The organism is Brevibacillus daliensis (assembly GCF_021245735.1).
GTDB lineage: Bacteria > Bacillota > Bacilli > Brevibacillales > Brevibacillaceae > Brevibacillus_B > Brevibacillus_B daliensis.
Map to the genome: position 1 here is coordinate 153856 of NZ_JAJISB010000003.1, position 18558 is coordinate 172413.

At 50.0% G+C, this 18558-nt stretch carries 23 protein-coding genes; 20 read left to right on the forward strand and 3 right to left on the reverse strand.

Annotation, left to right across the window (positions count from 1 at the left end; genetic code table 11):
• Window positions 1-20: 20 nt before the first annotated feature.
• Window positions 21-188, reverse strand: a complete 168-nt coding sequence (locus LM917_RS03620) for a hypothetical protein (protein ID WP_232696129.1) — start codon at window positions 186-188, stop codon at window positions 21-23.
• 244 nt (window positions 189-432) lie between these two features.
• On the opposite strand from LM917_RS03620, the gene LM917_RS03625 reads away from it, so the two are divergent.
• The 3 genes from LM917_RS03625 to LM917_RS03635 all read left to right on the forward strand — a co-directional run bounded on the left by LM917_RS03625 (window position 433) and on the right by LM917_RS03635 (window position 3097).
• On the forward strand, window positions 433-1125 hold the full coding sequence (locus tag LM917_RS03625; protein ID WP_373688759.1) for a P-loop NTPase family protein: 693 nt from the start codon (window positions 433-435) through the stop codon (window positions 1123-1125).
• Window positions 1122-1298 (forward strand): DUF7695 domain-containing protein, encoded by a 177-nt coding sequence (locus tag LM917_RS03630; RefSeq protein ID WP_232696130.1) that lies wholly within the window; start codon window positions 1122-1124, stop codon window positions 1296-1298. The genes LM917_RS03625 and LM917_RS03630 overlap by 4 nt, the downstream gene beginning before the upstream one ends.
• 455 nt (window positions 1299-1753) lie before the next feature.
• Window positions 1754-3097 carry an AAA family ATPase gene (locus LM917_RS03635; RefSeq protein WP_232696131.1) on the forward strand — a complete coding sequence of 448 codons (1344 nt, stop codon included), beginning with the start codon at window positions 1754-1756 and terminating at the stop codon, window positions 3095-3097.
• 13 nt (window positions 3098-3110) lie between these two features.
• On the opposite strand, the gene LM917_RS03640 is transcribed toward LM917_RS03635, so the two are convergent.
• Window positions 3111-3335: a helix-turn-helix domain-containing protein gene (locus tag LM917_RS03640; protein WP_232696132.1), complete on the reverse strand. Its 225-nt coding sequence runs from the start codon at window positions 3333-3335 to the stop codon at window positions 3111-3113.
• A gap of 755 nt (window positions 3336-4090) precedes the next feature.
• On the opposite strand from LM917_RS03640, the gene LM917_RS03645 reads away from it, so the two are divergent.
• Window positions 4091-4471 (forward strand): toprim domain-containing protein, encoded by a 381-nt coding sequence (locus tag LM917_RS03645; protein WP_232696546.1) that lies wholly within the window; start codon window positions 4091-4093, stop codon window positions 4469-4471.
• 60 nt (window positions 4472-4531) lie between these two features.
• Here the strand turns inward: LM917_RS03645 and LM917_RS03650 are convergent, their stop codons facing one another.
• Entirely contained in the window at window positions 4532-4777 is a 246-nt protein-coding gene (locus LM917_RS03650) for a helix-turn-helix transcriptional regulator (RefSeq protein WP_232696133.1), read from the reverse strand.
• A 155-nt stretch (window positions 4778-4932) separates the two neighbouring features.
• On the opposite strand from LM917_RS03650, the gene LM917_RS03655 reads away from it, so the two are divergent.
• The 16 genes from LM917_RS03655 (at window position 4933) to nrdJ (ending at window position 18548) form a co-directional block, all read left to right on the forward strand.
• Window positions 4933-5520 (forward strand): hypothetical protein, encoded by a 588-nt coding sequence (locus tag LM917_RS03655; protein ID WP_232696134.1) that lies wholly within the window; start codon window positions 4933-4935, stop codon window positions 5518-5520.
• 374 nt (window positions 5521-5894) lie between these two features.
• Window positions 5895-6416, forward strand: coding sequence for a hypothetical protein (locus LM917_RS03660; protein ID WP_232696135.1), 522 nt, complete (start codon window positions 5895-5897; stop codon window positions 6414-6416).
• Window positions 6417-7044: 628 nt separating this feature from the next.
• Window positions 7045-7455 (forward strand): hypothetical protein, encoded by a 411-nt coding sequence (locus LM917_RS03665; RefSeq protein ID WP_232696136.1) that lies wholly within the window; start codon window positions 7045-7047, stop codon window positions 7453-7455.
• 30 nt (window positions 7456-7485) lie between these two features.
• Window positions 7486-8268, forward strand: coding sequence for a hypothetical protein (locus LM917_RS03670; protein WP_232696137.1), 783 nt, complete (start codon window positions 7486-7488; stop codon window positions 8266-8268).
• A 186-nt stretch (window positions 8269-8454) separates the two neighbouring features.
• The gene (locus tag LM917_RS03675; RefSeq protein WP_232696138.1) at window positions 8455-8847 is read left to right on the forward strand and encodes a PDDEXK-like family protein; all 393 of its coding nucleotides are present in this window, start codon (window positions 8455-8457) and stop codon (window positions 8845-8847) included.
• Window positions 8848-8849: 2 nt separating this feature from the next.
• On the forward strand, window positions 8850-10274 hold the full coding sequence (locus LM917_RS03680) for a hypothetical protein (protein ID WP_232696139.1): 1425 nt from the start codon (window positions 8850-8852) through the stop codon (window positions 10272-10274).
• A 147-nt stretch (window positions 10275-10421) separates the two neighbouring features.
• Complete coding sequence (locus tag LM917_RS24360; RefSeq protein WP_309241926.1) at window positions 10422-12056, forward strand: DNA polymerase; 1635 nt, start codon at window positions 10422-10424, stop codon at window positions 12054-12056.
• Window positions 12053-13150: a DNA polymerase gene (locus tag LM917_RS03685; RefSeq protein WP_309241927.1), complete on the forward strand. Its 1098-nt coding sequence runs from the start codon at window positions 12053-12055 to the stop codon at window positions 13148-13150. Before LM917_RS24360 ends, LM917_RS03685 begins: the two co-directional genes overlap by 4 nt.
• 368 nt (window positions 13151-13518) lie before the next feature.
• Complete coding sequence (locus LM917_RS03690) at window positions 13519-14136, forward strand: hypothetical protein (protein ID WP_232696140.1); 618 nt, start codon at window positions 13519-13521, stop codon at window positions 14134-14136.
• Window positions 14133-14723 carry a 3'-5' exonuclease gene (locus LM917_RS03695; RefSeq protein ID WP_232696141.1) on the forward strand — a complete coding sequence of 197 codons (591 nt, stop codon included), beginning with the start codon at window positions 14133-14135 and terminating at the stop codon, window positions 14721-14723. Before LM917_RS03690 ends, LM917_RS03695 begins: the two co-directional genes overlap by 4 nt.
• A complete protein-coding gene (locus LM917_RS03700) occupies window positions 14724-14984 on the forward strand; it encodes a hypothetical protein (protein WP_232696142.1) in 261 nt (86 codons plus the stop codon).
• Window positions 14984-15187, forward strand: a complete 204-nt coding sequence (locus LM917_RS03705; RefSeq protein ID WP_232696143.1) for a hypothetical protein — start codon at window positions 14984-14986, stop codon at window positions 15185-15187. Before LM917_RS03700 ends, LM917_RS03705 begins: the two co-directional genes overlap by 1 nt.
• 4 nt (window positions 15188-15191) lie before the next feature.
• Complete coding sequence (locus tag LM917_RS03710) at window positions 15192-15728, forward strand: crossover junction endodeoxyribonuclease RuvC (protein ID WP_232696144.1); 537 nt, start codon at window positions 15192-15194, stop codon at window positions 15726-15728.
• Window positions 15729-15730: 2 nt separating this feature from the next.
• Window positions 15731-15919, forward strand: coding sequence for a hypothetical protein (locus LM917_RS03715; RefSeq protein WP_232696145.1), 189 nt, complete (start codon window positions 15731-15733; stop codon window positions 15917-15919).
• 195 nt (window positions 15920-16114) lie between these two features.
• Window positions 16115-16324 carry a hypothetical protein gene (locus tag LM917_RS03720; protein WP_232696146.1) on the forward strand — a complete coding sequence of 70 codons (210 nt, stop codon included), beginning with the start codon at window positions 16115-16117 and terminating at the stop codon, window positions 16322-16324.
• A 34-nt stretch (window positions 16325-16358) separates the two neighbouring features.
• Window positions 16359-18548: a ribonucleoside-triphosphate reductase, adenosylcobalamin-dependent gene (nrdJ, locus tag LM917_RS03725; protein WP_232696547.1), complete on the forward strand. Its 2190-nt coding sequence runs from the start codon at window positions 16359-16361 to the stop codon at window positions 18546-18548.
• Window positions 18549-18558: the final 10 nt, after the last annotated feature.

Below are 18558 nucleotides of genomic sequence, written 5' to 3' on the forward strand. Positions count from 1 at the left end.
ACCTAGTGGCTGCCCATTCTTTAAATGAATGAAATTGTGCCCTTACTTTTTACGATAAACCCACGCGCTTTCCATTGCTTAAGAAAAGGTTCAGTACATAGAACCTCAATGTTGCGGATAGGGTGGTACATCGTGTAACCTTCTTGTTTTCTTGATAGTAGGTCGTACTCGGTCTTGTGCTCTTTCATGAACATACGCCTCCTTCCTATAAAAAGTGTGTTCTACATCTTGTACCCGATACTCAGTCCAAGTTAACAAGATAAGGACATCACCTTTTTAGGGACGACGGATGTATAAATCTATTATAGTCAGACAAAAAAGAATTGTCAAAGATATCGGAGGTGACCGAATTTGTCCACGGAAACGAACGCTTCATCCTGCATCCTACGCGAACCCTGCCGCCAGTCCACCGACCCGACCGCATGCACCCGTCTGTGTCCATCCTATATCGCAATGCACGGGGCGTCCGGTAATTCCGGTCGAGTAGCGTCCGCCTGCATCCCGCGTGACTACGCAATTGATACGATCACTACAGCTCCACCACGCGCCGATCAACCGGAGGTATACAAGAGTGTGGACGCGTATGTATCGACGTTTACACGGCAATTTAGCGACGCCGATAGGCGCATTAAATCGCTATACTTATATTCACGCGAACCCGGCACCGGTAAGACAACGACGGCGGCTGCGGTTGCCAACGCGTACATGACCACGCACTATATCGGATCGGTTCAGCGCGGACTACAGCCGTCACAGCGACCGGTGTTCTTCCTCGACGTAAACGAATGGCAGACGCTATTCAACACGTTCAATCGCCCAAGGGTGCCTGATCACGTTGCGGAACCCGCCAGCGCTAAATATTACGCTTGGATGGCGCATGCCAAGGCGGTGCCGTTCGCCGTGCTCGACGATATCGGCGTACGTGACGCAACCGATGCGTTTCGAGGCGACTTGCATACGGTGATTAATGCGCGTGTGACTAACGGACTGCCGACGGTGTATACGAGTAACATTCCGATGGACGAGCTTGCGGACGTATTCGATAAAAGGCTGGCGGATCGCGTACGGGATCAATGCGCACAGCTTACGTTTAAAGGCGAAAGTAAGAGGGGGATACGGAAATGAAACGGAACGCAATCCGTTGTTTACATTGTAACGACGTTATCGAGTCGAAGCACCGTCATGACTTCGTATGGTGCTCGTGCGGGAAGGTTGCGGTAGACGGAGGGTTAGCGTATATGAGGCGATTGTTTCCGAACCACCCTGCGGAGGACCATTACGAGGAGGTGGACGAATGATAGCGAAACTGGCGAAGGTGTTTGGGAAGGGATCGCGGGTGCCCGAGGCGGAGTTCGAACATTGTAGCGCGGCTATATTCGATTACTGGGCGCTGATTGAATACCGGAATGAGTACGATGTGAGTTTCACATACGTTAAACATTATCTTGTCAAGAATTATTTAACAAAATGCTACTATAAAATTTGATACTTTTTGTCGCACTAATTCTACGAAGTATAGATTTAAGACTACGTATTACCGATTATATCCTACAAGCTAAGGGTTTAGTTATACTGAAAAAATAAAAATATGAAAAACCTATGATATCCTTATTTCACAGGCAAGTTACGAATAACTAAGTAATTCTAGGTATTCAATTAATGTGAAAAATCTGCAAACATTTATGCATTTATCTGGCAAGCTTATCCATGTTAATATTTAGGTAAGAAAACGCTAACATACGGGGGTGACGTAGTGGCAGTTGGTGAACAGCTTTTATCCAAGATTATCGATGCGAACGACCCGGGTATACTAACGCGTTACAACGTTTCTGAGCAAGATTTCCCAACGGTATCCGAACGGCAGACATACCATTTTATCCGCGAGTATGCAGAAGCCAATCGAGGGCAGGCGCCAGACTATCGGACGGTGGTCGCTAAGTGCGATAAGTTTACGTATATGCCGGAAGTCGGCGACACTTTCGAATATCTCGTAAAGAGCCTAAAAGATGCTGCGGCTAAACGAGAATTTCACCGGGTATTGTCTGACCCGAAGACTGACGAGGACTTTCAAAAAAAATCCTTCGAAGAATTTTCAACCACATTGCAAAAAACACTGGAAAGGATTACAATAGAAACAAGTGTTCGTGGTAAAGTAGGAACGGATTTAAAGAGCGAAACGGACGCTTTTCTTGAAGAATATAAACGACGCAAAGAAGGGCAGTCGTTCAAAATATGGAAATCGAAGTTCTCGACCATTAACCGCGAAATAGGTGGCTACTTTTCCGGCTCAATGTATACCTGGTACGCACGCTCTGGTCGCGGTAAATCCGTGCTCACGCTAGAGGAAGCGATTGAAGCCGCGTTCCAAGGCGCGACCGTTCTCGTATGGGCGATGGAGATGTCGCGGTTCGAAGTCATGGCGCGCGCCTACACGTCTATCAGCGCTAGGCTTGGCGTATGCTCTACGAAAATTGACGGCATAGATTACGAGGCGGGCTTCGATAATAAGGCGTTACTTGCCGGTAAGTTGCCGGAGGAATTCGAGCAAGCGCTCGTTTCCTTTTTCGGTCAACTCCACGAAAAGATTCCGGGCCGCATCGTTATCCGCGCGGTTGACGACGAGGATTTTAGCTCGCGTAAAGTGTCCGACCTCGAGGCGGATATTCTCGCTGTAAAGCCGGATGTTGTCGTAATCGATCCGTTTTATTACCTTGACTACGAGCCGAATACGTCACGAACAACGGGCGGCGACGCGATGGAGACGAGTAAGAAGTTGCGTAGGGTGGCCGGGCGGACTCGATGCGTATTCCATGTGATAACGCAGGCGGACGAAGTGAAAGACGATAAGGACGACGAGGGTAATCGGGAGCTGCGACCGCCAGTTCGTGCGGAGATCAAGAAAACGAAGCAGGTGCTAGAGGACGCAACGAACGTATTCGGTATAGATACGTGTGACGGGCGCGGGATTATTGAGCTCGGGAAAGGGCGAAATGGCGGCGAAGGTGCGCAGGTTGAAGTCGTATACTTGCCGAATTTCGGGATTGTTAACGAGCAAAGTGCGACAGAGGCAGCGGGTAAGTTCGAACTACCCTTCTGAGGAAGCTAGTAGTTTAGTCATCCATTTCCACTTCCTCAAACTGCATTAACTCAGATATATCAGAGATATTAAGCGCGCGTGCGATCTTTTCAACAATGGGTATGTTTATTTCAGTTCTAGCATTTCGACACATATCTGAAATTGTTCCCTGCCTTACATCAATCATTTGCGATAATTTCGTTTGACTAATGCCTTTGTCTTTCAGTACGGTATCTAGTTTAAGTCTAAGTTTTATCATAATAAAAACACTCCAATTCAGAAATTTGTTATTGACACTATACTAAGGAACGTATAATATGAACACAAGAGCTATACGATCCAGCGTATAGATTTAATAATAACACTCATTTACAGAAAAATCTATGGTTTTCTGCTAATTTCCTATTGTCAATTTTTGAAAGGAGGGTAGAAATGATAGACGTACGAGAGGAACTCGAACAGTTTCCGTGGACAAGCGCAACGTGGACGGAGGACAGGCTGCTCGCAGCAAGTCCGTTCCGTTTCGACCGATCACCGTCATTCTACGTATGGTTACAGGATAACGCTAGATTCAACGCAAAAGCTGGCTACTGGTCGGACTCAGGCGCAAAGGACCCGGAATATCAACGCGGCGGAATCGTAAGGCTGCTCGCATTCCTTCGCGAAGAAGAAGAGTGTGAGACGCTAGAATACTTACGGTGGAAATACGGAGACGACGAGAACGATGGTCATACCACGTATAGTATCGCGGGATTACTGCGCCTAAAGGAGGAGTCACGCCCTATAACGCTTGATTCTTCGACGATCGATATATACCGTACCGTACATCCGTATTTATCCGGGCGCGGAATCAGTAGCGAAGCACAGGCGCTTTTCCAGACAGGTTATTGTCCGCGTAGAGACGCTATTGTAATCCCGTGGTTCGACGAAAGCGGAGCGCTAGGAAACGTAAAGTACCGCAAAATCCGCGAAAAGGCGTTCTTTTACGAAAAAGGTGGACGACCTGTGCGCGAGATGGTATTCGGGCTGAACCTCGTATATCAACGGAGGATCAATCGTGCAGTGATCATAGAGTCAGAAATAGACGCTATGTATTTATGGAGCGCGGGAATACCGGCTATTGCGATGGGTGGATCGGTATTTAGCGAAGAGAAGGCGGAGTTGCTGCGGAAAAGTCCGTTAGAGGAAGCCATTGCTATGACGGATCATGACGAGGCTGGACAGAAATTGAAACGTGCGATCATAGCGGGGCTAGGTCCGTATGTTCGCGTATCCGTGGCGGGTTATCCGTATCGTTATAAGGACCCAAACGAGATCGGTGACCTGGCGAAAGTAAAGGGATACGTGGAACGAGCGAGGGGTGTTCGTTGGAAGACTGCGTTACTTTCGGCTTAATAGCGAGTTTAAAAGTACACCTAAATTGGGGTACATTTATTGTTGAGCAGACATAAAAGCCTACTCATTGCGGTCCTTCCTTCTGGTTCGAGGTACTTCTTGCCATTCCCAAAGATCATCAATACTACAGCCTAAGAAATCCGCCATATCTTTTTGAATACCAATGGGAATAGATCGTCTATTGTTCGCCCAGTCTGAAACTCGCTGCCTCGTAACGTTATACCTCTCAACAAGATCACGCTGCTTCTTTCCAGCAAGTTTCAATCGTTCTTTAAGTAGGGACCGCCCGGCTACATAACGCGCCATGCGTAACCCTCCTGTGGATGATTATTGAATCATTATACCACAAAACAATGAATCCACAGTTTAATGAGAAGATAAAAAGATTTTTCAAGAAGGTTGTACCAGTTTTTGAATTTGACGGGCCTATATAAGTATAGGGCAAAAAGGGGGATAAAAAGATGAGTAACGATGAGTTAAATGACGCGGTTGTCAAAGCAAAAAACGGCTGCAAGGAGTCGAGACAAAAGGTGCTGGAATGGTATATTAGATTAGTAAATAAGACAACTATTAGGATTTGGTTCAAAATCAATAATGAATGTAACTTCGAGAGGAAGTGCTTAAAAAATTTAGATTATATGATTAAACGCTTTGAGAGAGAAAGGGGGAATTTCTCTAGTGTAGCAATAATAGACCTAGAGCGAGTGACTAATGATTACATGAAAAACAGAAGTTCCAAAAGAAAACATTTAGAATCATTAGATGAAGTTGCACGGCAAGGAGATCAAGATAGCAGGAAACGCGTAGCAGAACCCAGAGACGTTTTAGCGGACGTCGAGGGGGATTATATCACAAAAGAAATGGCCGCCCTGTTAGCGCAAGGCGACCCGAAAAAAATGATGATCCTTAGAGGCTGGATCGATGGAAATACTGATTCTCGCGTTGCACAGATGTTAGCGCATCTGTACGGCGGTAAACCTGAATCACATAGACAAGCCGTCAAACGATTTAGAAAAGACTGCCGAACCACCCTATCACAAGTAGCATGACAGTTTTCCAGAGAAGTGGATAGCGACGTTTAGGCATAGCGTCGTTATTCCTTCCCTGAATAAAATATTATATGACACTTTCGTGTTAGTTTCAATGTTTTGATATTAGTATATTATAACCAATATCTACATTATCTATACTATCAAGTTTGGCAGCTTTTTGTCAAGCGTATTTATAACGCAAACAAACGCGAATTCAACGAAATAATAACGATAAACCAACGGAGGCGAATCGCCATGTACGATATTCTACGCAAGCCAACGCTACAAACGACATATTACGATTACAACGGAGGTTTCCCATACGATGATGATATTGCGGACTTTCTTTCGGCTTTCATTTCCGACAACGAACGAAAGGCGGTGCGCCTCGGATGACCGCCGTCACCGTAACCCGCCACGCCGCCGAAGAAGCCGTTAAGGACTTCCGCATCCCACAGCGGACAGCCGAGGAGTGGGTACGGTCGACCTTCCGCAAAGCCCGTTTTGTCGCGAACATAATATCCGGCGAGGGTAAGCCGACGCGTCTCTTCAGCCACAACGGAATTGCCTTGGCGGTCGCTCCCGAAGAGGATCGCGTAATTACCGTCTATCCCGCAAATCCAAGCGCTACCGTTCGCCAACGCGTCCAAGCGATGGTACAACGAGAGCTTGCGAAAATTGAACGACGAGAGCAGGCGCTACTAAGGCGGAATGAACTGACGAAGGCGGAGCTGACCGTCGAGCTTGCGCAATTACAACTACGGCTGATCCGCGCAAGAAGTGAGGCGACGAAGCTGGCGAGTCAAGCGCGCATTAACGCGATCAACGAATACTTTACGCAATTGGACAGCGATCTACTCGCAGTTAAGCACGAAAAACGTGCGGTGGCGAAAACGGTCGCGGCGTATATGTAGCGAAAAGGGAAAGGTGGAGGAGCGGCAGTGGTTTACACGCTTATCTATTTATTAGTAGGTTTGGGCTTTATCTACTTGGACACCCAAACCGAGCAATTTGCGGAAAAATCCGAGAAGATTCCCGTAGACTTGCGACATAGAACGCAAATGACTTATGTAGTAGTCGGAATTTTCATATGGCCTGTACGACTAATCCTAATTCTAATTAGGCTGATATTCGGAAAATAAAAATACCCACCCGCGACTAGCGCAGGAGGGCGAGGACCCCCAAAATAACTAGAACCAAGTCTAGTATCCCGGAGTCGCGCAAGTGTTGTAGCCACTTCACGCGATCACCACCTTTCTGGCCAATGCGTTACGGCCCCGATCCGGGCAAGCCACAGATCAGACGAAAGAAAGTTTGTCCAACGTAAAGTATACGAAACATTCGATATGTTAGCAAGAGCCGACAACCTGCGTCAGCAAGGCGGTATGAACGAAACAGGGCGTAGCTTCCCGTATGCCCGTCGCAAACCTTCGGGGAGCAACCGAGGTTCCAGCGGACCTTGACTCGAGTAGGCGACCGTTCATATCGTCTTACGGACGCGGGATTACCGGTGTCCGAAATGATAACGAGGAGTGTTGCGAAATGACTACGTTAGAAACGATTGTACACGAAGGGCAGACGTACAAGAAGGTCGCGCGTGTGGCGAAGGAGGGCGAGAAAATCCTTGTTACTAAAGAGGAAAGGGCATACGGGTCCTATAAGAATGGCGATGTCCTAACGATCAGAAAAGTTGATACTTTATTTGAGTGCGTACGAGTTACTGAGCACGGGACAGTTTTGTACCACCGTGAATACGTAGTCCTCGAACCGATCGCCCAACCGTCCGCACCAATCACGCTTATCTCCACGACGCCTGCCGTTGAGAAGACGTACACGATTCAACTAACGGAAGAATCGATGGGCAAGCTGATCAACGCATTGCGCTATTTCGCATCTGACGTTCCGATGGGCGCAGAGCTACGAGACCAGTTCGAAGCCATCCGCAAGTCCTAACGAAAACCTACGAAAAGGGAGCGATGTGTAATGAGTATTTTTACGAAAAAAGGTTCCGAAGCTGCTGCGGCTGCCACGGCGGAAAAGGACAAGAAGAGTAGCGCAATCGTCTCATTCAACGCGGGCACCACGCTAAAAGTACGCGTTAAATCCGTTACGGATACGGCAGAATATTACGGTTACGGCGTCTACAACAAGGTGAATACATTCGTGCCGAAGCAACCGGCGGAACGTAACGCGAAAGGGTTTATCACCGCAAATCCGACCGTATGGGATCGCGCGGCTGACCACTATTACGGTTTAGCAAAGGCGGCGAAAGATCGTGGTGACGAAACGGAAGAGAAGAAGGCGAAGGATGCCGCGTACCTCTATAAAGGGAAGCCACGCTATCTGATCGGACTCGGCTCGCTAGAATCCGGAAAAGACATCGTTGTCGACTTGACCGCCAAGCAAGGCAAAACGGTAATCGCCGCCATGCAGAAGTATGAGAAGAAGATCGATAAGGTCGCGTTCGAACTGTCCAAATCCGGGTCATCCACGGATACAGTCGTCTCCCTGACTCCGATTCTCGATATGGACGAAGACTTGACGGATGCTGAACGTGCGAACTTCGATAAGACCGGAGAGAATCCGTTTGACTTCGCGCTGTTTGATGATTGCCTTTACCTCGCGGACGAAGAGGAGCAGACGAAGAACCTCGTTGTTGCCGGTTTCGATATTGGACTTATCGGTTTGACGATCGGCGCGGCCGCGCAAACAGCGGATACGGACGATAAACCCATCGAAATCACGGACGAAGACTTGCCATTTTAACGGAAAGGATGTCGCGTATGCGTAAGTTTTTAATGATGCTTGCCGTTATCGTAGCTCTTAACACAATGTCAGCGCTCGCCACCGTATGTTTTGGCGCTGACTTCTATCTGACCCACCACAGCATGTTAACCGCGCTTGTTGCGTTAATGTACGCGAACTATCTATGCGAGTAAGGAGGCGGTGACATTGGCGCATCACACGAACAATATCGGAGCGCACTCGGAGTCACTCGCCGTAACCGCACTCCTAGCGAACGGATACGAAGTTTCAGAGCCGAAAGCACCCGAAGTTTATGACCTAGTTGCGCGCCATCCCATAACTCGCGAATGGAAGACGTATCAGGTAAAAACCGTGCGTAAACGGGAGGATCGCGGATATCTAGTCGTATGTGGATCGCGGAACAATGGCGAAGTGTACACGAAGGGTGATGCGGACTACCTTATCGGCGTGCTCGACGGCGACGTATATCTCATCGAGAACCGGGAGTTGTCGGAATACTGGGTGACGCCGGACAACATCAACGAGAAATGGCGGAAGCTTTCAACGGTAATACAAAAACAATTATCGGAGGCGGTCTAATAATGGCGAACTTTAAAACGATTGATGGCGTGGATTTCCGTGTGGTAACGGATCGTGAAGCGAAGGTGGGCGATTATATTCTGTACGAAGAGTCTCCGGGTTATTACGTTAAGGAAAATAAGGCGTACGAGGTAATTGACGTAGACTTATACGATGATGCGCAGATTGTTGATGAGGACGAAGATGAGTACGATACTTGCGGCGACGATTTCATTATCCTCGAAAAAGTTGACGACATCATTACGCACGAAGGCGTGACTTATCGCAAGGTGGCGCGTAAAGCGAAAGAAGGCGAGAAAATCCTCGTTACTGCCGCGGAATCAACGAGCGGGTATTATAAAAACGGTGACGTTCTAACCGTTAGAGAGATAGGCTCCTACTCCGGTGAGGTCTACGTTACTGAGCACAGTCGAATCATATATCACAGCGAATACGTAGTCCTCGAACCGATCCCGTTATCCATCGACGACGAAATCGCAGCCGCAAAAGCCGCGCAAGAAGCCGCGTCAACAAAAGTTGCCGAACTCGAAGCGAAGAAGAAGGAAATTACGGAGGCTAATCGTTTGAAGGTCGGTGACTATGCGGTAGCCACAACCGGAAACAATGTCGGCGAATTCGTCGGCGCGGTCGTAGAGATCATCGAAGACGACGGATCAAGTACGCCGTTTAAAGCGAGAGTTATCGGTGACTCGTATAGCACGTGGTATTACGCTAGCTCGCTCCGTCGCGCCGACGACGAAGAAGTAGCGAAGGCTAATCGGTTGAAAGTCGGTGACTATGCGAAGGTTGTCGGTGGAAATAACATTATGACAAAGATCGGAGATATCGTAGAAATTACGAGTATCGAAACAGACGGTGACTATCGCGTTAAAAAATTGAGTGGCGAAGCAATTGACGGATGGAAGTTTCCTGAGAACGTTGTCCGTGCCACCGACGAAGAGGTTGCGGAAGCCAAACGTCAACTTGCGTTTGCACAATTCGCAAAAGGCGATAAGGTGCGATTGGTTAGCGGTGGCGGAGAATGGCCTTTGTTCGGTATGGTAAACGGTAAAATTTACACCGTTGATGAAGTCGGTGTACGTAAAATTTCCGTAGGATGCGGCTACGCTGACCCCGACCAACTCGTTAAGTTGACCGCAGAGGAAATCGCGGAATGTGCGAAACGCGAAGAAGAAACCGCAAAGTGGGCGGCAATCGGGCGAAAGGTTGGCGAGTATAAGGCGGGGGATGTCGTTCGTGTCATAAAAGTGCCTGGCGGAATTTGTAACGGTCATGACGAAGGTATGGTCGGAGTTGTAATATTCGATACGATCGTCCAATCCCTAATAAATGGTAATCCGCAGATTACGCACAACGGTGAAACGCTTTATTGCAACGTAGAGCTCATCGCACCCGTTGAATCCGTCGTCAACCTACGCGCATCCTAACGAAAGGGGACGATTACGCTGACCGTTAAGCTAACGTTAAATCTACGATCGCCAACCGTCGACGGCTCGGACGCAAAAGAACGAATAGCTGACGCAACCAAGCGCAAGGCGAGCGCAACTGAGACGATCGAGCAGGCGTGGGATCGCGTGAGCAAATCGAAGTTTGACGCCAAAGAGCTCGCGCTGTTCACCGCCGCAAGGCAAGCGTTCTTTTCCGGAGCGATAGGCAGGCTTACGGAGAAGAAGCTGTCCAAAAGCGAAGTCCTCGAGATGGGCCGCCGTGTCATGTTGGCGCGTGATGCGGAAGCCCGCGAGGGGCGGATTGCGGAAGTGCTCGCGAGTAAACCGGACAACTATTTTATTCTGACGGACGACGGCGACCTTCCGGCATTTGTCGAACGACTGCGCGAGGAAGTCCGGCGACAACGAACAGAATGGCGCGATCGATTCCGTATCTTAGGCGTCGATACGATGACCGCAGGAGACTTCGAGGGAACCGGAATCGATTCGTATATCGACTTGTCCATCGGATTCTCCGTATGGCTTCCGTTACTGAACGAGGGTTACTACCTTCCTTACGGTCATGTCGACGGATTCGATGTACCATGCGCTTTCAAAGCAGGAGACCCGCAGTTGACGAGATCAAAAGTGCTTGCAGCAATTACACCGTATCTTTCACGACCGGAACACGGCAAAACGTTCCACATGGGATCGGCGCGGTACGACTTACACGTTGCTAGAAACGATGGGTATACGATTAAAGGTTGCGTTTGGGATACGTTGGACGCGATGAACGATCTTAATGAACACGAGGAGGCGTACGGTTTGAAGCCGTTGGTCGCGAAGTACGGACGATGGTTCGGTATACCGGGTCCGATATACACTTTCGAAGATCTTTTCGGCAACCGATCGCCTGCACCGTTCAACACCGAGCTAGTCGGCATATACGCGATCAAAGACGTTCTGTACGGTTGGAAGTTGTTCGAGTGGCAATTCGAAATGATGGCGAAAACGGGACGCCTGCTCGAATGCTATGCGAATATTGATTCGAAACTATCGGAAACGGACGTATTTATGGCACGGTGCGGATTCGAAATTGATCTCGATTTGATGCGGGAACTTAGCGTTGAGTTCGAAGAAAAGTTGACGGAAGCAAGGCGTCAACTAGTCGAGACATACGGCATCGACGACGAGTTTGTACGTAAGATGGATCGGACAATACACGCTAAGAAAGTGACCGACTGGATCGAAGCGCAAAGGAAACGGATTACGAAACGGGACGAAGCGATTGCGAAATTACACGCTGAACTTCCGGCTATGAATCCGGCAACTAAGCGGTACCAACAAGCGAAAGAGCGCCTTGATAGGTTGCTCGCGGAAGAACTAGTACCAGCGGACGAAAAACACGCGCCAATTTTCGTCGAGGACGGCGAGTTCAAGTTGACGAATGGTAATCACATCGCGTATCTCATTTACGATCATGTCGGAATTAGAGACAGGACGCATCTTGTAAAACGCGGAAAATCACGTTCAACCGCCGCAGATGTACTCGAAATGTATTACGAGGATGAAGAAGAATTGGCACCGTTGGCAACGGTTGCCGCGTACGAGAAGTTGTTGTCGACATACGTTAACAAGATACCGAATGCGCTAGAGCCAGATGGGCGATTGCATTCCGAGTTCAAGGCGGGAGGGACTGTGACTGGGCGATATAGTTCGAGCAGCTACAGTGGACGACCTATCGACATACTGGACGAGTTCAAATCGGAGGTGATCGCGTGACACTGAAGATTACTGACGCAAATTACCACGCGATTGTGCGGAAGCTTATCTCAGACGACCGTAAAGTTCCGAAGGGGACGAATCTTCAAAACATACCGGCGAAGAAAGACGGAAAGCGAGTCCGCATGTGCTTCGTACCACGTGAAGGTTACGTATTTATCGGAGCTGACCTCGGACAGATTGAACCGCGCATCCAATCACACATTATGTACACGAAATACGGCGACAATTCGATGCGTCAGATTTTTATCGACGACACCGGATACTACGAAACAATGGCGGAAATGACGTTCAGATTACCGCGCGAATACTGCGTCGATGGTGCGGACGATCCAACCGGAACGTTCAAGCCTCGGTCGATGATGAAAACGGGAGTGCTTGCGGTATCATACGACCAGTCTCCAAACGCGTTCGCAAAGAAAATGCACGTAACGAACGGGATTGCGGAAATGTTTTTCAGCCAGTTCAACGAGTCATTCCCGTCATTCAAGCAGATGGTGACGGACATTCGCGAAGGAATGAAACGGACGGGCTACGTCGAGACATTGTACGGACGCAAGCGCAGGTTTCCCGATTACAAGCGAGTTGCCGCGGAGGCCGCCAAGCACGAACAGAAGCGCATTCGGTTATATACGGAGCGCAAACGTCTGAATGCGAAAGACAAACAAACACCTGCGGATGAGAGCCGCCTTTCTGTTATCCAAGCCGAGCTAGATATACTACGCGACCAAACCGGACTCGTCGGATACTGGGAACGCGCCGCATTTAACGCGGTCATCCAAGGCACAGGCGCCGATATCCTCAAGATGAATGGCAATCGGATGGCGCGGATTTGCAAAGAACGCGGATGGGAAATGAATGCATCGATACACGATGAGGTACTCCTATCGGTTCCGCGCGACCAAGTAACGCCAGAGACAATCGCACTGATTAACGATGTGATGACGAAGACTGCCGACCTGTCCGTTCCCCTTACGACTGATATCGTGATTATGCCACGATGGATGGAAGAGTACAGACCGGATAAAGGCGAATGGGATTTCGAAAATTGCCGACCGAAAACGAAGGAGGACGATGCACTATCTCACAATTAGCCCACGATTTCCAATCGATGCTTGACCGATGGCATTCCGCGCCCGAAGTATGGGACAACGCTCTTGACGCGTTAATCTCCGAACAGAAAGCGCATGCCCTCCGTAACCGACCGTTTATCAACTTCCGAGCGCAGCCGTATTTCTCTCCATCGAGCGCTGACGCGTGCAAACGTGAACTATACGAGAAGCTGCGAGGTGCTAAGAAAGAAGTCCAACCACGACCACCGCATCAGGGACGATGGACCCGACTTGGTACCGCAATCGGTGACGTAATCCAACGCGACCTACTATTCATCGAGAGGCATTACGAGCGCACTTTCGGAGAGGCACCGCCATTCACGGTCGAACGTACGCCGGACGGTCTGCCGATGTGGGAAGATTTCGCGCAGAAATTGCACGTCATCGATCACGAGGGTCACCGATTCGCCCTCTACGGCAAGCCCGACGGGATTCTTCGGTACAAAGACGGGCGCCGCGTTGGACTCGAAATAAAATCGAAGCAGACGACCGCAGCCAAGACGAGTCCGCATTCGATGAGCGAGCCGGAAGGTAAGCACGTTGCCCAATGCGTCGGCTACACGGAAATGTACGGCAGCGAAGCCGAGCCGTTAGACGATTACATCATCGTGTATGTTAACGCGGCGAAATCGAGTTGGAATTTAACGAAGGAAGAGTACGAAGCCAAGCCGGACTTACGCGTGTTCCACGAAACAATTACGGACCGCGACCGTATTGGACTCCGTGGTGAATTGGCGGACATTGTGTCGCGATCGAAAGACGGGCGTCCGCCGAAACTCGACCTCGAAAAGTGGACGTTCAACAACTTCAAGACAGCGTGCGCGCTATCGTTAAGTACGGACGAATACGCGGAACTCGAACGGCAAGTATCGATGGTTAGGCGTTCACGAATGCCGGAGTGGAAGAAGAAATCGTATATTGGCGCGTTCGAACAGATTACGTCGATTCGCGAAAGGGAGGCGGCATGATGTCGGAAATCTACACGTTTATCGACTTGGAAACGACGGGACTCGATCACGAAAACGACCAGATTATCGAGATTGCTGCGGTAAGGACGGACTTGGAGCGCGAATACGGGCGATTGCAGATGTTCGTGCACCTCGAGGAGGGACGTGAGCTACCGGACTTTATTACGGAGTTAACAGGAATAACAACTGAGGACATTATCGGAGGGAATGGTCCCTTTTCCGCCACAAGATCGCTCGCCTGGTTTATTAATGGCTCCGTAGTGGTTGCGCATAACGCTCCGTTTGATCTTGCTTTCCTAGACAGTTGGAACGTTAACCGACAGTCGTTCATCTGCACCCGCGCCCTCGCCAAGCTCGTATCACCTACGGAATCGGCATCGCTAAAAGACGTATGCGCCCGCCACGGAATCGACTTAACCGGACACCATCGCGCAATGAACGATGTACTCGCGACAATTGAAGTCTTCCGTAAGCTCAAGCCGATCGCGGACTATCGCGGAATTGATTATCGGAATGTGGTCGTGAACTCGCCGGATCGACCATTAAAATTCGTGCCTTACGGGGCGAAAATCGTGGAGGTGGCGTAGATGATTGACTTATTTACAGGGGAAGGCGTAGGTCAACTTGTTAAAAAGAGACTTAACCAGCCTGTCATAGTTAGTGAAGTTGACTACGAGGACGGACAACACGTTGTAGTTGACGCTACTCAATTCGATGAAGACGAGGAGTTGTACGTTCTAGCACGCGGAAACTATTTGAATGGCGGCTATATGTACGTAGTTTACTCGCCGAGAATTAACGAGGCAACTACGATGCATGAAGAACTTCTCGAGGAGGTGTCCGCCTAATGCCGTTGGTTCCCTACGAAATGGTCGAGCGTTTCGACGAAATGGAACGCGAAATCGATTCGCTGAGAACGGTAATGGCGGTCGTGTCCGGCGACATTCGGCGGCTGGCATCCGAAATGCATACGGAGGAGCACGATGTAATCTACGATAACCTAATCGATTACGCGCGTCACTTAGAGGATGCGGCGGGAATGCGGAGGTGACGGATTGGCTAAACGTAAACAGGCGGAACCTGCCGCAAGATACCTCGGCTTAGACATTTCGCTGAACCCCGGATTCGCGGTGATAGACGTAAAAAACCGAGTCCCGACGTTAATCCACGCGTCCTCTCTCGTAACGGCTACGACTCACACTGACGGTCAACGTTTCGCCTATATCGAAGCCAAGACGGTGGCGACTGCACACGATTACGGACCATTTACCGCGATCATACGGGAGGACTTTACGGATGGACGTTCGAAACGGGCGAGACAAGGAGTGTTCGGTGCGTGGGCGGCGGTTGATCAGGGGTTAGGTCGTTACGGGTACGTGGTAACGGATGACATAGCACCGACGGCAGTTAAGCGCCATGTAACCGGAAACGGCAAGGCGGAGAAGGCGGAGGTCGCGGCGACTGTTCGGAAGTACCTGCGGTTGCCGGACGACTATACTTTCGCGGCTGGATACGATGATAGTGACGCGTGCGGCATTATACTTGCGCATTTGATCGCGAATAAATTGATAGACGTTGAGGGGGCGGTTTAATAATGGACGAGAAACAAGCGTTATTAGCGAAGTTGAATAGCGTGTTGGAGCGAGTTAACGAGACGATAGAACTGATTTCGGATGGAGATCGAGGTTATAGCGAAGCAGGCGAGTATTTCTACGACTTCTTAGGCGACTCGACAGCAAGCGCGCTAGAGGCGGCGATAGCTTACATTGAGGAGGCGGTTTGATGTTCGATAGTAAACAGTCTTCATTTTAGGCGCGATACTACTAGACATCGTAATTAACGTGTTTCTTGCGTGGGTAGTGTCCGTCCTCGTGTCATTCGTTTTCGGCATTGACTTCGGATTCTGGCAGTCGCTAGCATCGTTAATCCTCCTATCCATCGCGAGTAAAGTATTCTTCTCGAAGATGCCGACGTACGAATGACACGCCACTTCGACGATTACGCCGCGCCAACTATCGTACGCTCACTCCGGTATCTGCGTGAAGAACTGGCGGATACCGAGGCGTTGATAGCTGACGCAAATAAACGATGTGCCGCGCTAGAGTTACGAAGGCAAACGTTACTGGACGGAATAAACGATATAGAAACGGAGATGGGGCGGATTGAACATACGGTTATTAACGGATGATTTTATCGGAAGATATGCGGATTTTCCCGACCACATGAACGAGCTCGGTAAATTCGTATACTATCGGACGTACTCGCGATGGCTGCCGGAAATGGGGCGTCGCGAAACTTGGAAGGAAACGTGCAGACGCGCTACGGAATATAACGTCGGGCTTGCGACGAAACACTACGAGAAGATCGGATACGACGTGCCGACCGTTGATTTGCGCATGGAAGCCGAGGAGCTATTCGATAACATGTTTAACCTGCGCCAATTCCTGAGTGGGCGTACGTTATGGGTCGGTGGTGCCGAGAGTGGGATCGCGGACAAGTACCCACTGGCGAATTTCAATTGTAGCTACGTTAGTATCCGTTCGTGGTCGGATTTAGGCGATTTGTTTTACTTGTTAATGGTCGGCACCGGCGTCGGATTCAAATGTACGAAGGAGTTCGCGTCTGAGCTCGCACCGATCCGAACGAACACAACGTTAATCAACGCGCCATACGAACCGGTACCGATAGAGCACCGTCTCGAACGCACAAAAGTAACGCAGCTCGATAACGGCTACGTGAAAATCTACGTCGGCGATTCGAAGGAAGGTTGGGTCGAAGCTCTCCGCGCCTACTTCGAAATCCTGACGCAACCGGAGCACGAGGATATCCACACGATTAAGATTTCGTATAACTCCGTCCGTCCGAAAGGTGAGCGTTTGAAGCAGTTCGGAGGCACGGCGTCAGGTCACGAACCACTTGCGGAAATGTTTGCGGGGATCGACCGCGTACTCAAGAACGAGATTGACCCGTCACTGGCACCGTTAGAAACCGTTATGCAATTCGAATCGGACGAGATTTGCAGTCTGTGGATGGATCGCGGGTACAAACGAGTTCGCCCGATACACATTCTCGACATCGGCAACCTTATCGGCGCGAACGTAGTGGTCGGGGGAGTCCGCAGAACAGCCGAGATATTCCTGTTCGATGCGGACGACTACGAGTGCCTACTCGCCAAGTACGGGATTAACGGTGTGTGGACGGAAGGTCAACTCGAACAGCACCGCAAAGTTGGCGAAATGCTCGACTCAATCGGACAGAAGCCGGATTGGTTCGACTCTATCGCGAAAGTAGGTGACGGAAGATTCGGACTGGACCACCGCCGCATGTCGAATAACTCTATCGCGTTTGAGACGAAGCCCGAGCGTGAGTTCTTGAATCTCGTGTTTACGATAATGCAATCGGAAGGCGAGCCGGGGTTCATTAACCTTGAGGAAGCGCGCCGTAGACGTCCGAATGCCGAGGGTCTAAACCCATGTGCGGAAATTTTACTCGACTCGTACGGCGTCTGCAACTTAACAACTGTCAACGTTATGCAATTCGTATCCGACGGAGATCTCGATATCCCAGCATTATTCCGCGCACAACGACGATCCGCCCGCGCTGGTCTGCGTATGACACTCGTAGAACTCGAACTCGCGCATTGGGACGCAATACAGCAACGCGACCGTCTGCTCGGAACGTCGCTTACCGGATGGAAAGACGCAATGGCAGCCGCCGATTATAGCGAGTCACAGGAGCGCGATCTGCTCGAGATGCTCGGCAATGCCGCACGTAACGAAGCCGATCGATACGCGAAGGAAATGCGAGTTAGTGCGCCACTGCTCGTAACGACAGTTAAGCCGGAAGGAACGATATCACAAGTGGCGGGCGGTGTATCGTCCGGTCTGCACTGGTCGCACTCACCATATTATATCCGCCGTATCCGTATCAACGCGGCTGATCCGTTAGCAAAGGTCGCAATGGAACACGGATGGACGGTAAATCCCGAAGTTGGCACGACGTGGGAGAACGCCCGCACGCTCGTCATCGACTTTCCCGTAGCTTCTGGCGCGATAGAAACGAAGGATGACGTAAGTTCGGAGCGTCAATTCGAGACGTACTTCCGATTCCAACGTTCATACACCGATCACAACTCGTCCAATACGATTACGGTGCGTCCTGACGAGTGGGAGGCGGTGGAACAAACGGTATGGGACGGATGGGACAATTTCGTAGGCGTGAGCTTTTTGGCACTTGATGGCGGTACGTATCAACTCGCGCCATACGAGGCGATTACGAAGGAGCAATACGAGGAGATGCGCGCGCAGATGAAGCCGTTCGATCCTGCGGTATTACAACGATTTGAGACGGACGGGACGAGCGATTTAGATGGCGCGGATTCGTGCGATGGCGGCGTGTGTCCGATTCGATAAAACGGAGGTG